This window comes from Dickeya parazeae Ech586, assembly GCF_000025065.1.
In the GTDB taxonomy this organism is placed as follows: domain Bacteria; phylum Pseudomonadota; class Gammaproteobacteria; order Enterobacterales; family Enterobacteriaceae; genus Dickeya; species Dickeya zeae.
The window spans coordinates 736189-759949 of the sequence record NC_013592.1 but is presented as its reverse complement, the minus strand read 5'-3'; the positions used below and the strand labels follow the sequence as shown (position 1 = coordinate 759949).

Sequence of the window (23761 nt, the reverse complement as noted above, 5' to 3'; positions counted from 1 at the left end):
GCTGGGTATATCTTTAAAACCGTGAACAACGTCACATAAATAATGAATCACACAGAGGAATACGACAATGAAACTGCTGCACAAAATTATCGCTATGTTTGAAAACTTCAACATCCACTTCGGTACGTTCAACCAGTAATTCTTTTATGCGTTGGGGGGAAACACCATGAGTCTTGTCCGTCAAATCACTCAACTACTAAAAGCGCTGGGCAAAACCTACCGCGGTGTCCGTCCTTACGCGCTGTTCCGTTAATCATCAAATTATTCTCTCCTTCTTGAATTGTGGCAGCCCTGGGGCTGCCACTTTTTTTATCTCTCTTGTTTTTAGACTGGTTGCGCCTTTGCGTTGTACCGCATGTTATCGGTACAAAACTGTTATCGGTACAACGACGCCTCGCCACACGGACGTGTCTTGAAACGGCGATGCAGCCATAAGTACTGTTCCGGCGCACGCAGAATTTCCCGCTCAATCACTTGGTTCATGTATTGCGCTGCCTGCTGTTGATCCTGACTCGGGTAATCTTCCAGCTCCGGCTCAATGACCAACTGGTACCCCTGATGGTTTGGTTTGCGAATCAACACCGTAGTGATCATCGCCGGCTTGGCTAACCGATGAATGGTGAACGTACCGCAGGTTGTCGCCGCCTGATCCACCGCAAAGAACGGTGCGAATACGCTACCTTTGGGGCCATAGTCCTGATCCGGCGCAAACCATACCGCTTCGCCGCTTTTCAGCGCCTGCACCATGCCACGCAAATCTTTGCGATCAATCATGGCTTTATTGGAACGAGAACGCCCCCAGGTTTGCACCAGCTCCATAACTTTATTGTTATGGCGTCGATACATCGCCATCATCGGCTGGCATAGCCCCATCGCGCGGCCACCTAATTCCAGTGACATAAAGTGAATGCCTATCACCATCACACCACGTTGCTCACGCCCCGCCTGCTGAAGGTTTTCAAAACCGGATACCTCGAACCAGGCTTTGACTCGCCGATCCGACCAGAACCAGGCCATGCCGGTTTCCATCAGCGCCATCCCCAGCGATGCAAAATTCGCCTCCAGCAGCGCGTCACGCTGAGATGCCGACATCTCGGGAAAGCACAGCTCCAGATTACGACGCGCGATGTTCACCCGCCGCTTGAGAAAATGGCGGGAGGTGCGTCCCAGCCAGCTTCCCAGCCGCATCAGTAGCGGATAAGGCAACTGCACCAGCAAAAATAACACCGCAAGGCCAAACCACAGCAGCCAGTAGCGAGGGTGGAACAAGTCCTTGGTAAAGGTTTGTTGAGTCATTATCGAATATCTTCTTGAAAGTCATACCAGCCAGTTTTAACAAACCAACCATGTACGACTGCTATTCTCAGTATCCAGACAGCACGAAGGAAAACACAGTTAATGTGAAAAACGGTCAATGTGAAAAAAGAGGAAAAACAGGCAGCAGAGAACGCGCCAATAAACCCCATGCTTCTCTGCCACTACGAGGTTACCCAGATTACCCGAAATCGGTCACGGAAAGGAGAGCATCGAGTGTAAAGATTGTGAACAACCACGAACCGTTTGTCAGGCGCGGGTTGCCAGAATCACACTCGAAGCCTTAATCAACGCAATCACGGCAGAACCCGCGTATAACCCCATCTCCTGCACACTGTCATTGGTTACACTGGCGGTCAGTTTTAATCCTTTGGTGGTGGTGATATGCACTGTCGCGTTCACTGCACCGTCGACAATACGACTAACCGTGCCGCTAAACTGGTTACGGGCCGAGAAATTCAGGCCACAATCTGCCGATGCCAGAATCACCCATGGCGCTTTGATCAACGCCAGCGCTGGTTTGCCTGGCGCCAGCCCGAGAGTCACCACACTATTGCGGGTGATGACCGTAGTGAGTGTTTCTCCGCTTTCCAGCGTTAGCACCACTTCACTGTTAACAGCCCCCTCGGTAACACTGGCCACAGTGCCGCTTAATTGGTTTCGTGCAGAAACGGACATATCCCCCTCCTGGATGAATCAGTGTATAACCGCTAAATCGGATGAAGCGTATCCATCAAACGCCTTTTCCCTCCTCAGCACAAGCCATCCGCGCTGGTTTTATTTTCTGGAAACTACCGTCACCAAATCGTCACCGACCTGCCATGCCCTTGCAGTATTCCCCGCACAGCATATGTGTTCCGTTTTTACCGAAATTCGTTGACTGGCATTAACCATCAACATGCGAAAACTATCACCATGCAAAAAAAATGGCTCCCCTGGGTGATTCTGTCGCCTTCTTTATTGTTTCTACTGCTGTTTACCTATTTTCCGCTGTTTCGTTCCGTTTATGACAGCCTGTTCGATACCCGCATGGCTAGCGCCAATGCCCCATTTGTCGGTCTGGGAAATGTGATTCGTCTATTGGATGACACCGTTTTCTGGCGTGCCGTGTTCAATAATCTGATCTACATCCTGTTGACGGTCATCCCCGGCGTGGTACTGGCGCTGATGTTGGCCGTAGCGTTATGGGAGAACCACGCGGTCAATCGCTGGCTACGTACCGCCTTCTTCTTTCCGATGATCATTCCGATGGTCAGTGCCGCCGCACTGTGGCTGTTTATCTTCATGCCGGGTATCGGCTTGCTGGATTACTACCTGGCCAAATTGTTCGGTCCGATGAACAACAATTATCTGGGCCGTAGCAATAGCGCTCTGCTGGCACTCGCGTTGATTGGTGTGTGGAAGTTCGCCGGTTATTACATGCTGTTCTTTTTGGCCGGTCTGCAAAGCATCCCGCCGTCTACCCGAGAAGCCGCTGTCATGGAAGGCGCTACGCCAACACAGGTGTTTTTCCGCGTCACGCTGCCGCTGCTGCGCCCAACGTTGAGCTTCGTCATTACCACCGCGCTAATTTACTCCATCACCCAGATTGACCACGTAGCGGTCATGACCCACGGTGGACCAGATAACGCCACTACCGTGCTGCTGTATTACATCCAGAATTTAGCCTGGGACACCCACGACCTCGGCAAAGCCTCCGCCGCGACCTTTCTGACGCTGGCCGGTCTGTTCGTCTTCTCGCTGATTAACCTGAAAGTTCTCGAGAAAGGGGCACATTATGAGCGTTGATATTTCCCCCGCCGTTGTCTGCTCGACACGAGCCCCGTTACCGACCTGGCTGCGTTGGCGCCAATCAAGGCGCGCGACGCTGAGTCTACTGATGATCTGTGCCGCGTTGCTTTGGGTCAGCCCGTTTATCTGGATGCTGTCATCCGCTTTTAGCGCCACCACCTTTGGCACCGGCATGGCCTCACTGTTACCGCGCTGGCCATTAACGCTGGATAACTTCCGCGATGCCTGGCAAAGCGCTGACTGGATAAGCCTGTATGCCAATACGATTTTCTTTACCTTTGGTACCTTTTTCGTCCAGTTACTGACCATCACCACGGCGGGTTACGTGTTCGCCTGCCACGAGTTTCGCGGCAAACAGACGCTGTTTCTGCTGTTTTTGGTGCAGTTGATGATCATGCCAGTCGTGATGATGGTGCCCAACATGATGACGCTAAAGGCATTCGGTCTGCTCAATACCCTAACCGGCGTGATGATGCCCTATTTCACTTCAGCATTCGGCGTGTTTCTGATGCGCCAGGCGTTTCTGGCTATTCCCAAAGAGATTGAAGAGGCTGCGCTGATGGAGGGATGTCGTTGGTGGCAGGTGCTGTTTCGCGTACTGCTGCCGATGTCCTGGCCTTCCATTCTGGCGTTTGCCACCGTCAGCATTACCTATCACTGGAACGAGTATCTGTGGCCACTGATGATGCTCAACGACCCGGACAAGCAGGTGCTGACCGTCGGGTTAGTGTCATTTGCGATGGGCGCGGAGTCTGGCGGTCAGTGGGGAATGATCAGCGCTGGTACGCTGATGGTATGCCTGCCGTTAATGCTGGCGTTTATTGCTTTCCAAAAACAGTTCCTGAGAAGTTTTGGTTTCTCAGGAATAAAATAAGGGGTTTTTCATGCTGTTAGCACAAATTTCTGATACTCATTTTCGCAGCTCAGGGCAAAAACTGTACGGTTTTATCGATATCAATGCCGGTAACGCCGATGTGGTATCACAACTGAACGCGCTCACCGAACGCCCGAATGCGGTCGTGGTCAGCGGCGATATCGTCAACTGTGGCCTTGCGTCGGAATACCAGGTAGCCCGCCAGATTTTAGGTAGCCTCAACTACCCTCTGTACATCATTCCCGGCAACCACGACGATAAAACGCATTTTCTGGAGTATTTGCAGCCACTGTGCCCACAATTGGGCAACGATCCGCAAAACATGCGTTACGCAGTTGATGATTTTGCCACCCGGCTGCTGTTTATTGACTCCAGCCGTGCAGGGACATCCAAAGGCTGGCTGACGGAAGAGACGCTGTCCTGGCTGGAAGCACAACTGACGCGTGATGACAAACCTACCGCAGTCTTTATGCATCACCCACCGCTGGCTCTTGGCTCCGCCCAGATGGACCGCATCGCCTGTGAAAACGGGCACCGCCTGCTGGAACTGGTGGAGCGTTTTCCGTCGCTGGTGCGCATTTTCTGCGGTCACAATCATTGCCTGATCATGACGCAGTACCGTCAGGCGATCATCGCCACCGTTCCGGGTACAGTTCATCAGGTGCCCTACTATCACGAAGATACTCGCCCTTATTACGACATGTCCCCGCCAGCCTGCCTGATGCACCGTCAGATTAATCAGCAGTGGGTCAGTTACCTGCACCCGCTGTCGCATTATGCCGGTCCATGGTTGTACGACGAAAAAATCAGTTGCCCGGTGGATGCGCGTTAATGGCCATGTTACGACTGCACAACGTCAGCAAACAATTTGACGATAAACCGGCACTGCGCTCTCTTTCACTGGAGATCGCCGATGGCGAATTTCTGGTGCTGGTCGGGCCGTCCGGCTGTGGTAAAAGTACCCTGCTACGCTTACTGGCCGGGCTGGAAACGGTGAGCGACGGCGAAATTTGGCTGGATGGCGATAACATTACCGCCCAGTCACCGCGAGAGCGGAACTTCGCGATGATCTTTCAGAACTACGCGTTATTTCCCCATCTGACGGTGAAAGAAAACATCACCTTCGGTATGCAAATTCGCCATGAACCCAAAGCAAGCTGGCAGCCACGGCTGGAAAAAGTGGCGCACTTGCTGCAACTCGATACCCTGCTGGATCGCAAACCGGGCAAGCTGTCTGGTGGTCAGCGCCAGCGGGTGGCGATGGCACGCGCCATCGTACGTGACCCAAAACTGTTTTTGATGGATGAACCGCTGTCCAACCTGGATGCCCGACTGCGCACCGAAGTACGCGACGGTATTATGGTGCTGCACCAGCAGCTCAAGACCAGCACCGTTTACGTCACCCACGACCAGATCGAAGCCATGTCGATGGCGGATCGCATCGTCGTCATGAACAACGGCGAGGTCCAGCAGGTCGGCACCCCGGAACAACTGTACGCCTTTCCGACCAACCTGTTTGTCGCCAGCTTCATCGGCTCACCGGCCATGAACATTATCACCCTGCCTTGCAGCGGCGGCGTGGTGCAGGTCGGTGAAAAAACACTCCCTCTGCCACCACACGCCGCACATCTTCAGGAGGTGTTTTTCGGTATTCGCCCGGAACACCTCACCGATACGCCAGAGGCAGAACAACATACGCATCACGTGTCCGGCACCGTGACGCAACGAGAATTGATGGGCGCGGACTATCTGCTGCACATCAGCACGCCAATTGGCGAACTACGCTACAGCCGCAAAAATCGCGGCGATATCCCGATGGTCGGCGACACCGTCAACCTCGGCTTTTCACCTTTTGATGTTCATCTTTTTCATGCTGAAACACAGCAGAATATATACCAGGAGATCACCCATGCATAAGCCCCTGAAACAGCGGTTACAGGCGCTCACTCTCGGCATTTCGCTGGCCTTTAGCGCGTCGGCGCTGGCCAAACAGAACATCGATTTCATGTTCCCAGCCCCGGTGGACGGCAAACTGACGATGGAAATGACGCGCATCATCAAAGAATTCAACAATTCCCAGCAGGATGTCGAAGTGCGGGGAATTTTCACCGGTAACTACGACACCACCAAAATGAAAGCGGAAGCGGCGCAAAAAGCCGGTCAGCCTCCGGCATTGGTGATTATGTCCGCCAACTTCACGACCGACCTGGCGCTGAAAAATGAAATCCTGCCGATGGACGAGCTGTTCAAATACGGCAATGAACAAGCCGGTACGTTTTTAACCAACGAATTCTGGCCCGCCATGCACAAAAACGCCCAGGTGATGGGTGTGACCTACGCCATCCCGTTCCACAATTCCACCCCGATTCTCTACTACAACAAAAACCTGTTTGAAAAAGCCGGGATAGCACAACCGCCGCAGACCTGGCAGGAACTGCTGGCCGACGCGAAAAAGCTGACCGACCAGAGCAAAGGCCAGTGGGGTATCATGCTGCCTTCAACCAATGACGACTACGGCGGCTGGATTTTCTCCTCGCTGGTGCGCGCCAACGGCGGTAACTACTTCAACGAAAATTATCCGGGCGAAGTCTATTACAACAGCCCGACCACGATCGGTGCCCTGCGTTTCTGGCAGAACCTGATCTACAAAGATAAAGTGATGCCATCTGGCGTGCTGGATTCTAAACAGATCAGTGCTGCCTTCTTCTCCGGCAAGCTGGGTATGACGCTGCTGAGCACCGGCGCACTGGGGTTCATGCGTGAAAACACCAAAGACTTTGAGCTGGGTGTCGCCATGTTGCCTGCCAAAGAGCAGCGAGCCGTGCCGATCGGCGGTGCCAGTCTGGTCAGCTTCAAAGGTATCTCGGACGAGCAGAAAAAAGCGGCTTACCAATTCCTGAGCTATCTGGTCAGCCCACAGGTTAATGGTGCCTGGAGTCGCTTCACCGGTTATTTCTCACCGCGCAAAGCGGCGTACGACACGCCAGAAATGAAAGCGTATCTGCAGCAAGATCCCCGTGCCGCTACGGCGCTGGAGCAGTTGAAATACGCGCACCCGTGGTACTCCACCTATGAAACAGTGGCGGTGCGCAAAGCGATGGAAAACCAGCTGGCTGCTGTGGTGAATGATGAGAAGGTGACGCCGGAGGCGGCCGCCAAAGCCGCCCAGCAGGAAGCGGATACCATCATGAAGCCTTACGTTGATCAGACCGCGTTAGCCCCAATAAAGTAATCCCTCAACGTACATGATGTTGTAATTATGATATTGCACTTACGATGCCGGCCTGACCGGCATCGTTTTTATCAGGCGTATCAGCGTACCCGATCGCCGGAGCCTTTACCGACTACCGTTTGTACCAGATAGCTAAAGTAGTGCTTCACCGACAGGGTCTGAATCATCTTCTGATCCCACTCAGCCAGTTTTTGCGGTGTGGACATGTCGATGGCATTCACTTGTGCCAGCCCGGTAATCCCCGGCAACACCTCAAAAACACCACGCGCCTGACGTTCAGCAATCAACTCTTGTTGATTAAACAGACAAGGGCGCGGCCCAACCAGACTCATCTCCCCTCTCAGCACATTGATCAACTGAGGCAATTCATCCAGCTTGGTTTTACGCAAAAACGCGCCTAAACGCGTCACCGAGCTACGACTGGCAAGATGTGTTGCCACTGACTCAGTCGCTACCGCCATGGTGCGAAACTTGATCAGATTAAATGGCCGCTGATGCCGTCCAACCCGTTGCTGGATAAAAACCGGCGACCCCGTATCAAATAATCCCAGCACATAAACAATCAGCATCACTGGCCACAAACACAGCAATCCCACCAACGCCAGTAAGATATCCAGAACACGCAGCATAATAATCGGTCAACCTTCTTTGGATAGAGACTCAGATGCGCCGGGCATTTCCGACAAAAACGCCCGCGCCGTGATGGCAATCGCCTGATGATAGGGAATGGCAGGCTGCCAGCCAAGCTGTCGCCGGGTTTCACTCACATCGACCTGCAATGAGCCCAGCAGGCGTTCCGCCACGGCAGCTTTTCCCAACAGCGTCGCAGCACCTTTCAGTACCCACGACGGCAGCGGCCAGCAGCGGTTTTTAACCCCCAGCGCCATGGCCATGTCCGCCAACAAGTCAGCGGTAGAGACATCATGACAGTCCGATACCAGCCACACCCGTCCAGGCGCCTGCGGATGACGCACACTCAACAAAATCAGGTCAGCCAGATTATCAACGAACACCAGGCTACGTTGATTACGAACCGCCGCCAGCGGCAGCGGCACACCGTTGTGAACCCAATTCATCATGGCCCGGAAATTGGCTTTTACGCCAGGGCCATACACCAACGGCGGGCGAATAATCACCACCTCCAGACCGGTCTCCTGGGCCAGACGCATCAGGCCTTGCTCCGCCTCATACTTACTCAGACCGTAAGGGTCGAGCGGCGGCACGGCCACATCCGGCTGAAAAGGCGCCCCCGGTTGCGTTGCCTCGCCATTCACTTTAATTGAACTCACAAAGACAAATCGCTTCACACCCGATTCCGCCGCCTGCTGCGCCAGACGCAATGTCCCTACGACATTCGTTTCCCGGTACAATGCCAGTGCGTCGGGGCCATCTTGCATCTGGTGAACTCTGGCTGCGCAATGTACGACTGCATCCACATCCTGCAGTGCCGGTGCCCAGTCTGTCGTCGCTCCCAGATTGGCACGAATCATGTCGCTGTCAGTTGCGTTACTGCGTTCGCTGACATGCAAAACACAGCGCATGCCTTGCTCATTCGCCAACGCAACTACCCGGTTACCGATAAATCCCCGGCTTCCCGTTACTAAGATTTTCAATGAGATTACCTTCCTGAATAGTCCGGCTCATAATACCCGGCATAACACCATAACTAAAATTAAGATGAGCACATCTGGTCAAGACATTGTTAGGCAACTAAAATAGTCCGCTAATAACCATTTATTGTCTAACACAGACATCAGGCCCGAATGTTTAAACCCGTGCAACTTTTGCTTGGTGCTGAGCGCAGGAACAAACGCGTAGTGACCGTGATTTATGACATTATCGCGATTGTTTTTTCTCTTTATCTTGCTGTCGCCGTTCGTCTAGGCACCATAAACTTCCCCGTCGGTTATGCTGAGATAGCCAGCTTGCTGGTCACTCTATCCATCACCATCATGGTGTTTATACGCTGTGGAATGTATCGTGCGGTTTTACGCTACATGATGCTGCCCGCGCTGGGGTATGTATTTCTATCGGTTATTATCTCAGCCATCAGTCTGGCCTTAAGTAGCTTCTTTTTTCAGTCTTTTGTCCCACGTAGCGTGCCGTTTATTTACGCAGGTCTGGCGACACTTAGCCTTGGTGGGCCACGGGTACTGATCCGCACCTTTTACTATCATTATTACAAACGACAGAAACCAAACGTTTTCATCTATGGGGCGGGCGCTACAGGGCGAGACTTGCTCTATGCCTTGATTCAAGGAGATGAATTTCACCCTGTTATCATTCTGGATGATGATGAGAGCAAAGCTGGCCAGATTATCTGTGGTATTCGGGTACACCACAGTAGTGAATTTGAAAAGCTGACACCGCTATATCAACCTGTAAAGCTATTGCTGGCTATAAATAACATCAAGAAAGGCCAACGTCTCAGATTACTTGAGAAGCTTTCTCATTGGCCGATTGAAGTACAATCGGTTCCTTCAGTTGAAGACATTGCCGCAGGGCGAGCCTTTGCTTCCGAGATCCGCGATCTTGATGTGGCTGACCTGTTAGGACGTGCGCCTGTCGACCCAGATGAGACCCTGCTGGCCCAAAATATACGTGGTAAATCAGTGATGGTAACGGGAGCCGGCGGCTCCATCGGTTCTGAACTTTGTCGTCAGATTCTGTCGCAACATCCCCAAACGCTCGTATTACTTGAGTTGAACGAGTACAACTTATATACCATTGATCAAGAATTACAGAACATTAAACAACATCTCAAACTGGACACCCAAATCGTTGCCGCTTTAGGTTCTGTGCAAAAACAAAACCGCGTACAGCGACTTATTCAGGCACACCAGGTTGAAACAATCTACCACGCCGCAGCCTACAAACACGTTCCTCTTGTAGAAAGCAACGTTATTGAAGGAATACGCAACAATGTTTTCGGCACACTGGCCTGTGCGGAAGCAGCTATTCAGGCTGGAGTACGTAATTTTACGCTCATATCTACCGACAAAGCGGTTCGCCCCACCAATATTATGGGGACCAGTAAGCGAATGGCTGAATTGGTGCTGCAAGCACTCGCAGACAAACAAGACAAAACACTATTTACGATGGTGCGCTTCGGCAATGTTCTGGGTTCATCCGGCTCCGTTGTCCCGCTATTCAAGCAACAAATCCGCAGAGGTGGGCCAGTTACAGTTACTCACCCAGATATTATTCGCTACTTTATGCTTATTCCTGAAGCCGCACAGCTAGTCATTCAAGCCGCTACTATGGGTAAGAATGGACAAGTGTTCGTTCTGGATATGGGAGAGCCTGTAAAAATCCTCGATCTGGCGAGGCGGATGATCCACCTGATGGGCATGAAAGAATACATTGAAGGGTATAATGAAGAAGGGGATATTGCGATTAAATTTACTGGATTACGCCCCGGAGAAAAACTCTATGAAGAATTATTAATCGGTGGAAATGTCGAAGGTACCAGCCATCCCAAAATTATGGCGGCTCGGGAAGAAAAATTGAGTTGGCAAGAGATGAAGTTACTGCTCGCACAATTAGATGCTGCTTGTCATCAGTTTGATGTTGAATCGATAAAAAAAATTTTACTGGAAGCGCCAACAAATTATATGCCTGAACCCAACAGAAGCGCTGATAGCGCCAGCTGAACAGAGATGTTCGAAGACATCACCAATATGGGCTTGCTAAAGGCTAGTAGCAAGCCCCGAATACAACAGCAACACTGTTTTAGTACAGATAAATTAGCAAATTAAAATAAAAATCCAGCATCTATATCACTAATGTAAATAGTTGTTGGATTTAATTTTCCTTTCACTGGTTTTTTTTGCGGGTCGCAACTACTCGCTGGTAAAGCTTCATATAATTATCAACCATGCTATTCGCCGTAAACGATTGATTAAACCTGGCTTTAGCATTCGCCCCCATTTGCGCAGCTAAAGAAGGGTTTTCCCACAAAGTAGTGAGAGCAGCGCGAAGAGAAGCTGAATCAGCTGGATTAACGGCAAACCCTGTCAGCCTGTCTAAATTGATAAAGGTTGTCCCTGTCCCTATCTCACAAGAAATCATAGGCTTACCATACATAGCGGCTTCCAGCAGAGTCATACCATAGGCTTCAGAGCGTAGGTGAGATGGAAAGACAATACCGTAGCATAACTCAAGCAATGCATTTTTATCTTCGTCTGTAACAGCCCCAACGAAGAGTATGTTTTTTAGTCCAAGACGCATTACTTGGGCCTTCAGTTCCTGCTCACATGGCCCCTCACCAATAATAACTAGTGGGTAGTCAAGGCCTTCCATCGCATCCAGAAGATAAGAGAGTCCTTTGTAATAACGCAGAAAACCGATAAAAAGAAAAAAAGGCCCATTACATAAAAGTCTCCATTTATCCAGCAATGCAGCGGTTGCTGGTGGATAAGATTCTGGATCTAGTCCAAAAGGAATCACTTCCGGTGCCCTGGCTAACTTACTCAGCACCGAACTAGTCCTAACATAATTGGGAGACGAAGCAACAACAGCATCAACACCAGATAAAAAACGGCTCATTAATGGCTTATACAGATATAATAAATATTTTTGTTTAACAATATCAGAATGATAGCTGACTACTGTTGGTTTGTTCGGACGAACTCCGAAATGAACCAGATCCATAAAAGGCCATGGAAAATGGTAATGTATAACGTCAGCCTGCTCGGCGAGCCTACGAAAATCCTTGATAGCTGAAAGAGAAAAACCTGTTGAAGCGATGTAGAGATCTTGACGGGAAGTATGGACATAATGATTACCTATGCGTCCATCCTGAGATGCATTATCTGGACTTAAAGAAAGCACATCCACATGAGCACCACGCTGACTTGCCCCCTCAGCCAATTGATAAATGACCTGCTGCACACCACCGTAAGCAACTGGGTAGTAGGTTTTAAAAAAGTGGAGTATTCGCATTAATTACTCATAACGCGTTAAAAAGAATTGGATAATCTCGCCACTAATGGTGAGATTTAGTTGATAGCGCTTTAAGATAGGCTTGTTCGAGTTCCTCAGCAACCCGATCCCATGAGAACTGGCGAACTCGTTCCACCAATTCACTGCGCTCTCTGTCCTGCTCCATGGCAAGCGCAAGTTTAGCCGCGATATCTTCAGAAGAGTTTGGATCTACATAAAATGCCTTGGAACCAAAATATTCCTCGGTACACCCCTCCTGAGTTATTACCAAGGGAACTCCCGCTGCCGCAGCTTCAAGAGCCGCTAATCCAGGTGTTTCCAGAAGGCTGGGAAGAGCGAAAGCACGGCAAGCGGAGTATGCTGACCGCAGCATATCACTATCATGCTCAAGGTAACCAAGATAGCTGAAACCACCTTGGAAGCGACGCTCAAGATCGTTGTAATATTCAGCATCCCTGATATTACCAATCAATATCACATGTACTCCCAAAATATTAGCCGCTTCCAGCAAGGCAGACTGGTTTTTTCGATTTTCGATATTCCCCACACATAACACAAATGTTTTATCAATACCAAAACGGGAGAGAAAAAGTTCCGGGGAAACACGTTCAAAAAATGTGGAGTCAACTCCATTATGTGTGACGTGATATCTATCTTCCGGCACATCAAAATGTGGGAAAAAACGCTCAACCTCTGCTATCGAGTTTGGGCAAATCACGTCAGCCAAGGAAAGCGCGAATCCAATCTCTCCCATTGGGTATTGGGAAATATGCTCACCCAGCCAGAGAATTGGACTCACAACCAATGGTATTTTATGATTATGTGCGTATGCACATATATTATATGATCCCCCCTGCACAGAGAAATGATGTAACACATCAGCATCCTCTAAGGAATGTTCCCATTGATTGAATAAAATAACTTCATGCCCACGTCGTTCAAGGGCTTCCTTCGACTTGAGCAACTGAATCTCACCACCACCGGGACATTGAAACGCAGCAGAATAGGTATTGAAGTAAATCTTCATCGTTTTTACCCAAGGTTATTCAGATAGCATGCTTTAAACACAGAGAGATCATGGTCATCTGGCGATACTGTCGGTATAAGAACAGCCAATTTTTCAAGCATCTCAGTACATGAAGGCAATGCAGACTTCTTAGTAACAGTCCATCCAGCACGTTTAAGTTTATTACTTTTTTGCTCTAGTGCATCAACAGCGATTTGTGCACTTTTTTCCCAAGAGAATTTGTGAGGCTGAATAGCAGAATGGTCAATGAGACGCTGTCGAAAATTATTATCTGAAATAATCGCCATGATCTTATCAGCCATACTTTTTGAATCATAAGGGTCAAACAGCGCTTCATCGTTCCCAATCACTTCCGGAATACAAGTACAATCTGAAGCAATAACAGGTGCGCCACAAAGCATTGCCTCCAAAGCCGGCAAACCAAACCCCTCATGGAGTGAAGGGAAAATATAAGCATAGCAAGCCCTGTAAAGGGATATTAATTCATCATCTGGTAAATAATCAGTTAATATAAGATCTATAGATCGGATTCCCAATTTATTAGCTTTGCCCTCAAGTACCATACGCCTTCCATCATCGAGTTTACTGGCAATAACAAGTTGATGATTAGCCTGAATATCAGCGGGCAATAATGCATATGCTTCAAGGAGACGATCAATATTCTTGCGAGGATCAAATCCACCGGGTGCATAAAGTAAGAAACCGGGTTTCAAATTATAACGTTCGAACAGATGCTTAACCTGCTGAGGAGTGCTAATTGTACTGTTAAACAGGCTATCAGCTGCTGATGAAATATGGATAACATCATCTGCAGGCACAGACAGCAATGTTATAACCTCCTGACGGGAGTACTCCGATATAGCAAGAAAGAGATCTGCTTGTTTAACTCCTTGTAGTTTTTCCATGTAGTAATCACAGAACGAACCAGGCGGCATATATATATCAGCCATAGCCAAAGGTATAAGATCATGTTGAGTGAGAGATGTGGGAATATGAACACCTAGTACACCAATAGATCCAACAGCATCATCTCCCCAACCATCAGCCAACAATGCAGGAACATGGACAAAGTCAGGCTCAAGACAAGCAATTGCATGCTCTCGAAGCATTCTCGCAGCCATCTGCCGCCACAGATTCTCAGGCCATGCTGCAGCGCAAGGTGTTGGAAAACTAAAAGAAGCCAAACGAACCCCAGGAGCACTCTTAAGTATATCGTCCTTCAACTCCGGCATGCCATTCTGAAAAGCCTCGCTCAACAAGCAGATCACTTCATGTCCACGCGATATAAGATGATTCGCCATCCCCAGCATTAAGGAGCGCGATCCCCGGCCAATACCACGATATCGACTGCCCGATTGGCAGGCTTGAAAATCAAGAATCACTCGCATAAAAGTTACAGAATACCACTTTAGTAATTAATAGATTAATATCTCAAAAAAACTATTATGAGACATCCAGAGTACCTAATATCAAGCGTTTAAGTAATGTTGACAAAACTGTAGCACCAGCCTTAACGTGAAAATTTTGCATTACATCATTATAAGCAGCATCTCTGACCTTCAACCTAATATTTTCATCTGAAACATATCTTTCCATAGCTGATAGCCAGTTTTCAAAAGTATTATCCACAACAATTCCAGTTTCCATATTTCTTACACAGTCAGTATAAATAGCTGCTGACGAATATATCCCTGGTATCCTTGCAACACCATAATTAATGTACTTAAACGGATTTTTACAGGCATTAAACTCTATTGATTCAATGTCTTCATCTGCACCGAGTGGAGTGATTGCAAACATATAATCGCCAGAAACAATCGCCCTCATATAGTCTTGATAAGGCATTCTATTCGTAAAATGTAAAAATGGCAGTGAAAACATCTCAGGAAACGGATCGCCAAAAAAATCTAACACATAATCTGGATGGCGCATAAAAAAAACATTCAACGCACTAAGAATTGCATCCTTAGATTCCTGTACTTTTAAAAAGTCAGCATTAGTAAAGACTATTCTCTTTGAACATTCTCGAGAGGATATAATGTGATTCTCAGATGTATATCTCTCTACCCACATCCCATTAGGTAAATATACCAATTTGGCATCAGGAGCAATAAAAGGGACACGGCGCATCAACTCAGCATTTGCAACGGTAACAAAATCACACAAAGAAATGATGTCAAGAGAGTAATTTACTACAGCCCCATCACTTCCTCCACTATAGCTAGGAAATGAAAATATCCAGTCATCAATATCGTAAATTAACCCTTTCCCAAGTTGTTTTGCCAAGGTCACGAGTTCTAATGCTTTCTTAGAACGGTGCTTACTGAGCACAATCACATCAGCCCATGCTACTGCACGCTCTACGCATTCATCGTTCTCTGATACTGAAAAATGTTCGATTCCTGTCTCATTTTCAAGATAATCAAGAACCTCTGTAACTCTTGCTGATACAGATAAAGAAGGAACCCCTGGAGCGACAAGCGACTCACGATGTAAAACCAGCACTCTGCAGTCAAAACTGTTTATCATTTTCCTATTATAGCCTCGGAAATATTTGACACAGGGCCGAGAGAAAATCCTTTCAACCTAAAATTCATATTGTCAGAAAGTGGACTTCTATCGGACTCCAGTACCGAAATACTAGCATTTGCTGGAAGGAATGCTGGAAATCTATCCATATTGATATTCAATATATTCTGCAAAATACAACTGATTGGTCCGGAATGAGTAACAACCAAGGCAGATTTCACATTTGACTTTGAAATTTCGTTCCAGAATTCATGAACACGCTCATTAAGCATCTGGTGAGACTCACCTCCTGGATAACGATTCTGAGGAGAATGATAAAAATCAGGCCACGACGTAATAAATGATTCGGTAGACCAATTCGCAACTTCTCCTGCGTTAGTTTCTCCAATTCGTTCGTCTGTAATCCATGAGGCTTCTGGGTATAATAATTCTGCTGTCTGGCGGGCTCGTCCCCAATGACTTACCCAAAAGGCATCCGGATCCACCTCCGACTCCATAAGCCACTGACGTAGGTTCATCGCTTGAATACAGCCTTTATCGCTCAATACATCATCGGGTAGACCAGTAACCAACTGCGAAATATTGGCGACCGACAGACCGTGCCTTACTAGGTATATGATCATCCGGCAGCCCTTCTAAGAATATCGATCAGAGGCATCAATGCATTCGGGAAACAATAATTAGCAACATGCGTCTTTAATTCTTCGTTATTTCTGGAACGAAGCAACACTCTATCAATGCCATCGAAGATATCTTCCTTAGAAAGAGGATCCACATATTCAGCATGATCTAAAAAATGTTCTCTGGACCATCCAGAATCACTTAGCAACAACCTACAGCCAGATAACCCAGCCTCAAGCGCTGATAATCCTGCCGGTTCAAGTGAAAGCTCCACATAAAACAAAGCATTCTGGAAAGCAGAACGAACAATTTCTGATCTCTGCGGCAGACTTTCGATAAACATAACGTTATCACCACCTGCTTTACGGCATTCTTCGTAATATGCACTGTCTCTATATTTACCGACTAAAACAAGTGGAATACCTTTCTTACGTAATGGTTCAATAATCGAAAGTTGATTCTTTCGAGGTTCAATCAAACCAATCCATAAAGCATAATCACGTATACCGTAGAGTTCAGGGAAAAGAGCTCGTGATGCTGGCTTCATATGGCACATATCAGCAACAGCTTTACAGCTGACGATTTTCTCTTCAGGAACGTTAACCTGGGTCATAAAATGCTGCCTTTCTGAATCAGATTTGAAAGCAACATAATTGGCCAACTCTACGTGTTCGCGGATAATCGAGACCGATGAGCTATCTAGCTTTTCTTCCACCCACAGGTTAGGCCAGAGAACAATTGGCTTCCCCAGAGCTTTGACCTGGCGTAACAGCCCCACCCCACCACCATGCACGGAGAAATGTAGAACCACATCATAAAACTCCAATGGACGCGAGTAAGGGCCATATACATCTGCAATGATCCCGCATTGTCTCAATCCTTCCGCAATGGAAAGCAGTTCGTATTCTCCGCCCCCCCTTACAACAAAAGCCTCATGATAGGTTGTTATTAGAACAGTAAGTTTATTCATCTTAATCAGATTATTAGGCCTTAAGCGTCAGCATATGCCAATGATAAAAAGCTCAAAGGGCCATGATAGCCTTGCCTAAATGAGCAAAATTAGTTCACAGCTCTAAACAAAAAGGGCTGCACCGGGAAGAGAATGCCAACTCAGAATAAGAAGGCTTAGATTGCTGTCAGGGTATCAATCCTTTTCTTATAACTAGCGCCGACACTTTCAGAGGAAAATGTTCGACTCACGAATTCCTTACCTGCAATAGCTTTGGTTCTTCTCAGATCTTCGTTCTCTCTGCATACTTTAAACATACCTACGGCCATGTCCACATCAGGCTCAAACCAAATCTGCCCTTTAGCAAAAGCATAGTCTTCATGAGCAACAGGAACCATCGAGCCTTGGACCAAAAAGGCTGTATCACTGGTTGTGAAATCTCTATTACCTGAGTAATCTGAAACAATAACGGGTTTGCCTAGAAGCATTGCTTCTGCAATGTTCCGACCAAAGCCTTCCGAACGATGCAATGAAACGAAACTGTCGCATACACTCTGTAATCCAATCAACTTATCCTTGGAGAAGGTTTCAACGATAAGATAAATTCGCTCATCCTTTGCAGCCAAGTCGACGATATTGCGCCAATGTGGTTGTGATTCACTAACATTCATGGCCTTGATGACAAGGCGAACATCCTTTTCATACGGAAACGCTAAGGAAAATGCCTGAACTGCCGCAAGCGGATTCTTACGCTTCAGGCTAGAGTTTCCGTCAAGCACTGTCAGGAAAATAAAATCATTTTCTGGTAAGCCAAAATCAGCCCGTTTCCATTGCTGGGTTGAGTGGGGGAGACTCACCACCATAGGCATATGGAACACAGGCTTATCTGTAGCATCCCTTATAGCAGAAGCTGTAAACTCCGACGACGCCCAGATTTCATCAACAAAATCTAATGCGCAACGCATTGACTCAGGGAATCGAGATAATTCCCATTGCCAAAAAGCAATATTGTAACGGCAATCAAAAATATCATGATGCGTTGCAGCCAACAAACGCAGCGTTTCATAATACGGTAGGCAAATAAGGTTCGTGCGGAACACAGGCTTCGCCACCTCATAGCCTCTAATCGCCCGATCTTCCTGCCTTGCTGATACACTCAGAGGGAGGATAGGAACACATACATCTAAACTAGAGGCCGAGAAAGCCTTCACGGCCATGCGAACATCTTCACCGATACCAAACTCTCCTCGCCCATAGCCAACAATGTTAATACCACCTTCAATATAGCCAGAAGTCGGTACCTTACTCTGCTGTATCCCCCGATTATATTGACTCTGCAAGATATAATCTTTTGTACAGCCAAAAGTAGCCATCCACCTATGATATGCTTGGCGCCCTTCAGGTAACTTAATATCAAATGCATTTCGTAAGTCAGCACGTGATAGCCACAACACATACTCACCACGAGTAAAAGGGTGAGAACTATCCAATGAAAAGCAAGGTGCAATCTCATCCAAAACCGAATCGGCTATTAGGTAAGAAATATTCGCGTCCTTAACCTTTTCCACAAACCACCATACGGTCAATCCAATACGGCCTTGAGGCGTGTCCAAATCAAATGCCTCCTGCAAGTCTTCGCGAATCAACCATAAAGTGTGCAGACCACGTGTAATCGGCAATGGCGCATCTTGCACCAAAGAATGATCTGGCTCTGACAAAATAGCCTCAGGTATCAATGCTCTAAGCCAGGCATCGGCTCTTCCCTCACGCCACCACCATATGACAAGATCTTGGCGCCCTTCCAGTGTTTCCAAATCAAGGGTCTGCCGTAGATCCTCTCGTGCCAGCCACACAACATGTAAACCACATGTAATTGGTAAAGGCGCATCTTGCACTAAAGAGTGATCTGGCTCGGACAAAATGGCCTCAGGTATTAACTCTCTAAGCCAAGTTTCAGTCCTTCCCTCACGCCACCACCACACGATAAGATTTTCACGCCCTTCTTGTGTTCTCAAATCAATATTTTGTCGTAAATCATCTCGTGCCAGCCATATAGCATGTAAACCGATAGAAATTGGCAATACCGAGTGTTGCTCAAAACTATCACTGGTTTGTCTCAGCCAATCTATCTGGCTAGAACAGAAACGATAACCAGCTTTCATCAATAATGCGGCCCGAGTGAGTTCTCTATTCATTGATGACCACTCATCGGGTACGTCAAGTCCAGAGATCAAAGCATCGATCAGCTCTCCTGAGAATAGGCTCCCACCGACACTATTTCCTTCAAGCAAAGCAGCAATACGGGGTCGTGCAGGTAATGGCAATTGCTGTGGAGACTCACCATTAACGATATGGGTGCCAAAAAGATATTGATTTCTCTCTTTAACCTGTGTCAACTCGTCAGGAGGGATTAGTTCTTCTAAATGATCCTGTTTAGCATGCCACCAAGTGTAATCAACAATACGGACTCCTGACTCGCGAATGCGCATCGACAGATTATGTTCATCAAGAATAGATAGCGCTTTAGCCCGAAACTTCGCGATATTATTATCTGTATAGCGGAATACTGAGTGCCATTTGCCATGGGGTAGACCATCACCGGTAAGCCAATTAAGGAGAAAGTCTGCGTAATTTTGCGAAAGTGGGGCTTCTGTTCTAAAAGGAGTAGAATTATCGCTGGGGAAGAAGTCATCACCTGAAAATGGTCCAACGAGAGACCCTAGCGCAGCCAAGTCTACTGGACGAGCAAACAAAAACTTCGAGCATCCCCACGTCTGAAACCCTCTACCCAAAAGGTGCACACGTTCTGGATAAGCGTCAATATGAGCTAACATCACATGCGGGGTATTCCGTACATACTCCAGCATTTCTCGGCATATAAGAGGATAAAATCCGTTATATTCATTTTGAAAAGCAGAGGTCACTAAGTGCACCAAGTCAAAGTCAGCCAGCAGATCACGATAGCGCCCCAGTGCACTATCCCAACCGCTGAATTCACGTCTATTGTTATCTCCGGCCATCATCAAGGCACAAGTTCCAAGCCGAGCTTCTACACCACTTTCTAAAGCTGTATCGATAAGCACTGACTCGACCTCAATGTCAGGCATACCAGCATAGAACTCCATCAGTTCTTGATAAGCCCCTTTATAGTCAGCATCGCCATAGCGAATGAAAAAACTAAGAACGCGCAAAATCACTCTTCCTTCTCAACGTCAAAACTTACCATGTTCTGTGTCGCATCACTCCAGCCGGCTCGCTCCACATCAAACATATACAGACGGTAGAAAAATTCGAGCCGTTTGCGGCAACGCTCGGACTCAGAGCGGAGCAGTAACTTATCAACGAGAGCCAAGATATCGAAAGCTGAATTTTCCCAACGGTAAGGATGTTGTGGCAACACAACTGGATGCCTTCTCGCACTTAATATATCTTGCTGTTCAAGCAGTACCTTAAGACTACGCAACATATCATTCGTCGAGGTAAACGAAACGAGTTCAGAAACTGGTTTGATGCTCAAACACAGTTCATCAACCAATGCACTTTGGCGCGCTAATACTGGTTTGCCAAACGCCAACGCCTCAAAAATAGGTAAACCGAAACCTTCATAAAACGAAGGAAAGACCAAGCAAGAGCAATGGGCAAACAACTCTGCCATATCTTCAACACTTCGAGCACCTGAAGCAATCTTCTCAACATTGTGAAACTGCCCACTGCATTCACCCAGTACTTTGAAATGGATTGAGGGAAAAGCACAGGAAAGCGCAGGCACGACTTCTGCCAAACCTTTATGATAATAACGATTCCCAACAATCAGCACATAAGGCTGGTGGCCCTGCTTCACATTTTCATTAAACAACGCAGTACTACGAAGGTCTGACCAATATTCAGAGGGATCCATGGAGCAATAAGCGACTGCATGTTCTGAATTAGCCGCATAAGGAAACCGTGAAATAAACCGATCACGTGTAAACTTGCTATTAAAAATAAAGCCATCAGCATATTCAGCCATTGTACGCCACACACCTTCAATATGAGGCATTCGGATATAGTGGCAATCCCAAGCAATGGTATCTAGTATTGAGAAGATATTGATAGTAGATACAGAAGATTGATCACGAATCTCGGTCAAACTCCAAGGTTGGGTGAGGCGAATACTTGCATCGAAACATTGATCCGGCTCCAACTGATGAATAATCTCTGTTGGATAAAGCTCATGTAAACCATGAAACTCGGCAGACTCTGGCAATACCCAGAAATATGGCCGCATTCCACGCTGTGCTGCCAAGCGCGATATTGGTCCAAGCAGGGATAGAACATGATGTGCAGTACCATTAAAACCCGGTGCCAGATTACGAATATCGAACAGCAAATGGCGCGTGGTTTTATTAGCAAGACGATAGCTAAGCAAACGCTCAAACTGTAGTTCAGGCAAAACCGCTTGTGCAGCAAGTGCCTTATTATAGTCATTTGTATGAGGCAGTTTAAGCTCATGGTGGCAAGTCCATTCACCACTAACTGTAATCTGCACTGTATTTACTACACGCGCACTAACACCACGTCTGTTTGCACGAATGAATAATTGTGCTAAAGCTGAGTCTATACTGAAGGCATTATCATTCAGTAAACCAAAATCACGTAGAACCTCGGTCCTGATGAGCACAGGCCCCCCCTCTACAACACGTCTTTCATGCAGAGGCAAGCAACCTATCATATGTGGCATTACTTCAACCATATCCTTACCTACGACTCGTGGCATTACGAAACCATAGAGTGGATCAGAAGCAAGCACATCGATAAGGGTACGTATATTTTGGACAGTAAGTGGCAATGATAATGTGGTGAACAAAACGAAAGCAGTTTTATCGCGACAAACGTCATAAAGCTTTTGATTAATACCGGAAATACCATTCGTAATCGATACGGGGGCACTAAGCTCATAGAAATTAGAATCACTCCAAAATGATTCAATGTCGCTGCAAACACCACTAATAAAAATATGAAGATTGATAGTTCCGAACGCACATGCAACGTTACTGCTGGTGTAAAGGGTTCTGCTATCTATATTCACTTCTGATTCCTCGACACAATGCTCATTCATGATAGCTTCCCCTGTTATTGCGGGCATTAGCATGCGCTTCGATCTCTACTGAAAGCGAGCCATAAGTCGCAACGGCTCCAAGGTAACGTTCGGCAAACTCATGTGCTGCAATCCCTAGCAACCGAGCACGCTCCTTGTCCTGCAATAAATTAACTACAGCATCTGCGAACTCGACAATATCCTGCGCAACTATATATGGAAGTTCAGCTATTTCCCGTAAACCATCTGCTGATGCAGGCCAACCAACATGAGGCCTACCCCATGCAAGTGCCTCAACCGTTTTTATTTTCAAACCAGTCCCTACACCGCAGGGATTGACCACTACACTCGCTTGGGTATATTCCTCAGCCAGATCGTGGACGAATCCAACTTTTTCTACGGACAAGTCATAAGTATGAACATGTTCACAAACTTTACCTACCAAGCGCAGTCGAGCCTCAGGGTAGCGCTCCTGAACCAATGGCCATGTGTAATCAAGAAAGTCTTGCGTTCCGCGCACATTAAATTCATTGCTGGACGCTACTATAAGTACTAATCCATCTTTCTGCTTTGCAGGATCAGGATGAAAAATATCCACATCAAATCCTGTCAGAAGAACAGTACGATCGGGGACAAGGCGTTTAATGTCCTCACGTTCGAGCTGCTGTATCGCAAGGAGTATATCAGCGCGCTTAAACAATGACGCCTCGTCATCCTCTGACATGATCAGACCAAAATTTGCAATACTATACTTTTCAACGGTTTCCTGTTTCTTAAAAAAAAGATCATGTGTATCTATAATCTTCAAAGTATCTAAAGCAAACTCAGACAATAATATTCTACTCATGAAAATATATTGGGAAATAATAACATCAGGCTGAATCTTACGTACTAGAGAATTTATTTCCATCACAAACCACGGTGGACAGAAACCATTCTGCATATCGGCTAGATTTACCTTTTCCTCGGCTATATCTTTTCTAAAATTAGCGTTATCACACCTTGGGGCTGGAAATCTTGAGTCAAATACATAGATTTCATCAACAATCGGATGGAGTCCTGTAATACATTCGTTTGATACTTCTTCATCGCCTAAGGGTTTTAAAACAAGAGAAATTCTATATCCTTTAGACCTAAACCATTGCAACATTCTATATATTCTGATTTCGTTCCCAGCTGCGGGTGGATATGGCAGCACGTGTGTTACCATCATGACATGGGGAACATTTGAAAAAGATATTTTTTTCATTTGACAATATCATTGTTAGAAAGAATGAAATTAAGGACTAACTATTGATTTTTTAAAAATGCGAGTCTACATTCTGCTCTTGAATTTCAAAAAAACACTCTAAATAAAATTAAGCCTTTTGAAAAAACAAGATCATTACGCCATATAAAGGTCG

At 47.1% G+C, this 23761-nt stretch carries 19 protein-coding genes; 6 read left to right on the top strand and 13 right to left on the bottom strand.

The annotated features are described in order from the left end of the window. Positions 1-375 precede the first annotated feature (375 nt). Both lpxP and DD586_RS03445 read right to left on the bottom strand, forming a co-directional pair. On the bottom strand, positions 376-1299 hold the full coding sequence (gene lpxP / locus DD586_RS03450) for a kdo(2)-lipid IV(A) palmitoleoyltransferase (protein WP_404830704.1): 924 nt from the start codon (positions 1297-1299) through the stop codon (positions 376-378). A 264-nt stretch (positions 1300-1563) separates the two neighbouring features. Further along, complete coding sequence (locus tag DD586_RS03445; protein ID WP_012883416.1) at positions 1564-1992, bottom strand: TOBE domain-containing protein; 429 nt, start codon at positions 1990-1992, stop codon at positions 1564-1566. A gap of 237 nt (positions 1993-2229) precedes the next feature. Between DD586_RS03445 and DD586_RS03440 the strand changes: the two genes are divergently transcribed. The 5 genes from DD586_RS03440 to DD586_RS03420 are packed head-to-tail and all read left to right on the top strand — an operon-like array spanning position 2230 to position 7211. Beyond that, on the top strand, positions 2230-3102 hold the full coding sequence (locus DD586_RS03440; protein WP_012883415.1) for a carbohydrate ABC transporter permease: 873 nt from the start codon (positions 2230-2232) through the stop codon (positions 3100-3102). Further along, positions 3092-3979, top strand: a complete 888-nt coding sequence (locus DD586_RS03435) for a carbohydrate ABC transporter permease (protein ID WP_012883414.1) — start codon at positions 3092-3094, stop codon at positions 3977-3979. Before DD586_RS03440 ends, DD586_RS03435 begins: the two co-directional genes overlap by 11 nt. Before the next feature lie 10 nt (positions 3980-3989). Continuing rightward, on the top strand, positions 3990-4811 hold the full coding sequence (locus DD586_RS03430) for a phosphodiesterase (RefSeq protein WP_012883413.1): 822 nt from the start codon (positions 3990-3992) through the stop codon (positions 4809-4811). Next, positions 4811-5896, top strand: coding sequence for an ABC transporter ATP-binding protein (locus DD586_RS03425; protein ID WP_012883412.1), 1086 nt, complete (start codon positions 4811-4813; stop codon positions 5894-5896). The genes DD586_RS03430 and DD586_RS03425 overlap by 1 nt, the downstream gene beginning before the upstream one ends. Next, positions 5889-7211, top strand: coding sequence for an ABC transporter substrate-binding protein (locus DD586_RS03420; RefSeq protein WP_012883411.1), 1323 nt, complete (start codon positions 5889-5891; stop codon positions 7209-7211). The genes DD586_RS03425 and DD586_RS03420 overlap by 8 nt, the downstream gene beginning before the upstream one ends. Before the next feature lie 80 nt (positions 7212-7291). Here the strand turns inward: DD586_RS03420 and DD586_RS03415 are convergent, their stop codons facing one another. Further along, the gene (locus DD586_RS03415; protein ID WP_012883410.1) at positions 7292-7840 is read right to left on the bottom strand and encodes a sugar transferase; all 549 of its coding nucleotides are present in this window, start codon (positions 7838-7840) and stop codon (positions 7292-7294) included. Positions 7841-7849: 9 nt separating this feature from the next. Further along, entirely contained in the window at positions 7850-8824 is a 975-nt protein-coding gene (locus DD586_RS03410; protein WP_041164270.1) for a UDP-glucose 4-epimerase family protein, read from the bottom strand. Between the two features lie 150 nt (positions 8825-8974). On the opposite strand from DD586_RS03410, the gene DD586_RS03405 reads away from it, so the two are divergent. After that, the gene (locus DD586_RS03405; protein WP_012883408.1) at positions 8975-10864 is read left to right on the top strand and encodes a polysaccharide biosynthesis protein; all 1890 of its coding nucleotides are present in this window, start codon (positions 8975-8977) and stop codon (positions 10862-10864) included. A 163-nt stretch (positions 10865-11027) separates the two neighbouring features. Here the strand turns inward: DD586_RS03405 and DD586_RS03400 are convergent, their stop codons facing one another. The 9 genes from DD586_RS03400 to DD586_RS03360 all read right to left on the bottom strand — a co-directional run bounded on the left by DD586_RS03400 (position 11028) and on the right by DD586_RS03360 (position 23607). Beyond that, on the bottom strand, positions 11028-12155 hold the full coding sequence (locus DD586_RS03400; protein WP_012883407.1) for a glycosyltransferase family 4 protein: 1128 nt from the start codon (positions 12153-12155) through the stop codon (positions 11028-11030). A gap of 43 nt (positions 12156-12198) precedes the next feature. After that, positions 12199-13182, bottom strand: coding sequence for a glycosyltransferase (locus DD586_RS03395; RefSeq protein WP_012883406.1), 984 nt, complete (start codon positions 13180-13182; stop codon positions 12199-12201). 5 nt (positions 13183-13187) lie between these two features. Continuing rightward, on the bottom strand, positions 13188-14570 hold the full coding sequence (locus tag DD586_RS03390; RefSeq protein ID WP_012883405.1) for a glycosyltransferase family 4 protein: 1383 nt from the start codon (positions 14568-14570) through the stop codon (positions 13188-13190). Positions 14571-14625: 55 nt separating this feature from the next. Then, entirely contained in the window at positions 14626-15711 is a 1086-nt protein-coding gene (locus tag DD586_RS03385; protein WP_012883404.1) for a glycosyltransferase family 1 protein, read from the bottom strand. After that, a complete protein-coding gene (locus DD586_RS03380) occupies positions 15708-16334 on the bottom strand; it encodes a histidine phosphatase family protein (RefSeq protein ID WP_012883403.1) in 627 nt (208 codons plus the stop codon). The genes DD586_RS03385 and DD586_RS03380 overlap by 4 nt, the downstream gene beginning before the upstream one ends. Beyond that, on the bottom strand, positions 16331-17302 hold the full coding sequence (locus DD586_RS03375; RefSeq protein ID WP_012883402.1) for a glycosyltransferase: 972 nt from the start codon (positions 17300-17302) through the stop codon (positions 16331-16333). The genes DD586_RS03380 and DD586_RS03375 overlap by 4 nt, the downstream gene beginning before the upstream one ends. Before the next feature lie 155 nt (positions 17303-17457). Further along, the gene (locus DD586_RS21065; RefSeq protein ID WP_012883401.1) at positions 17458-20478 is read right to left on the bottom strand and encodes a glycosyltransferase family 4 protein; all 3021 of its coding nucleotides are present in this window, start codon (positions 20476-20478) and stop codon (positions 17458-17460) included. Beyond that, complete coding sequence (locus DD586_RS21680) at positions 20475-22379, bottom strand: glycosyltransferase (RefSeq protein WP_012883400.1); 1905 nt, start codon at positions 22377-22379, stop codon at positions 20475-20477. Before DD586_RS21680 ends, DD586_RS21065 begins: the two co-directional genes overlap by 4 nt. Next, positions 22372-23607: a glycosyltransferase family 4 protein gene (locus DD586_RS03360; RefSeq protein ID WP_110371338.1), complete on the bottom strand. Its 1236-nt coding sequence runs from the start codon at positions 23605-23607 to the stop codon at positions 22372-22374. The genes DD586_RS21680 and DD586_RS03360 overlap by 8 nt, the downstream gene beginning before the upstream one ends. Positions 23608-23761 lie beyond the last annotated feature (154 nt).

Excerpts from the sequence above, each read along its gene's own strand:
- DD586_RS03445 (WP_012883416.1), bottom strand. The coding sequence starts at position 1,992 with ATGTCCGTTTCTGCACGAAACCAATTAAGCGGCACTGTGGCCAGTGTT.
- DD586_RS03440 (WP_012883415.1), top strand. The coding sequence starts at position 2,230 with ATGCAAAAAAAATGGCTCCCCTGGGTGATTCTGTCGCCTTCTTTATTG.
- DD586_RS03435 (WP_012883414.1), top strand. The coding sequence starts at position 3,092 with ATGAGCGTTGATATTTCCCCCGCCGTTGTCTGCTCGACACGAGCCCCG.
- DD586_RS03430 (WP_012883413.1), top strand. The coding sequence starts at position 3,990 with ATGCTGTTAGCACAAATTTCTGATACTCATTTTCGCAGCTCAGGGCAA.
- DD586_RS03425 (WP_012883412.1), top strand. The coding sequence starts at position 4,811 with ATGGCCATGTTACGACTGCACAACGTCAGCAAACAATTTGACGATAAA.
- DD586_RS03420 (WP_012883411.1), top strand. The coding sequence starts at position 5,889 with ATGCATAAGCCCCTGAAACAGCGGTTACAGGCGCTCACTCTCGGCATT.
- DD586_RS03415 (WP_012883410.1), bottom strand. The coding sequence starts at position 7,840 with ATGCTGCGTGTTCTGGATATCTTACTGGCGTTGGTGGGATTGCTGTGT.
- DD586_RS03405 (WP_012883408.1), top strand. The coding sequence starts at position 8,975 with ATGTTTAAACCCGTGCAACTTTTGCTTGGTGCTGAGCGCAGGAACAAA.
- DD586_RS03400 (WP_012883407.1), bottom strand. The coding sequence starts at position 12,155 with ATGCGAATACTCCACTTTTTTAAAACCTACTACCCAGTTGCTTACGGT.
- DD586_RS03395 (WP_012883406.1), bottom strand. The coding sequence starts at position 13,182 with ATGAAGATTTACTTCAATACCTATTCTGCTGCGTTTCAATGTCCCGGT.
- DD586_RS03390 (WP_012883405.1), bottom strand. The coding sequence starts at position 14,570 with ATGCGAGTGATTCTTGATTTTCAAGCCTGCCAATCGGGCAGTCGATAT.
- DD586_RS03385 (WP_012883404.1), bottom strand. The coding sequence starts at position 15,711 with ATGATAAACAGTTTTGACTGCAGAGTGCTGGTTTTACATCGTGAGTCG.
- DD586_RS03380 (WP_012883403.1), bottom strand. The coding sequence starts at position 16,334 with ATGATCATATACCTAGTAAGGCACGGTCTGTCGGTCGCCAATATTTCG.
- DD586_RS03375 (WP_012883402.1), bottom strand. The coding sequence starts at position 17,302 with ATGAATAAACTTACTGTTCTAATAACAACCTATCATGAGGCTTTTGTT.
- DD586_RS21680 (WP_012883400.1), bottom strand. The coding sequence starts at position 22,379 with ATGAATGAGCATTGTGTCGAGGAATCAGAAGTGAATATAGATAGCAGA.
- DD586_RS03360 (WP_110371338.1), bottom strand. The coding sequence starts at position 23,607 with ATGAAAAAAATATCTTTTTCAAATGTTCCCCATGTCATGATGGTAACA.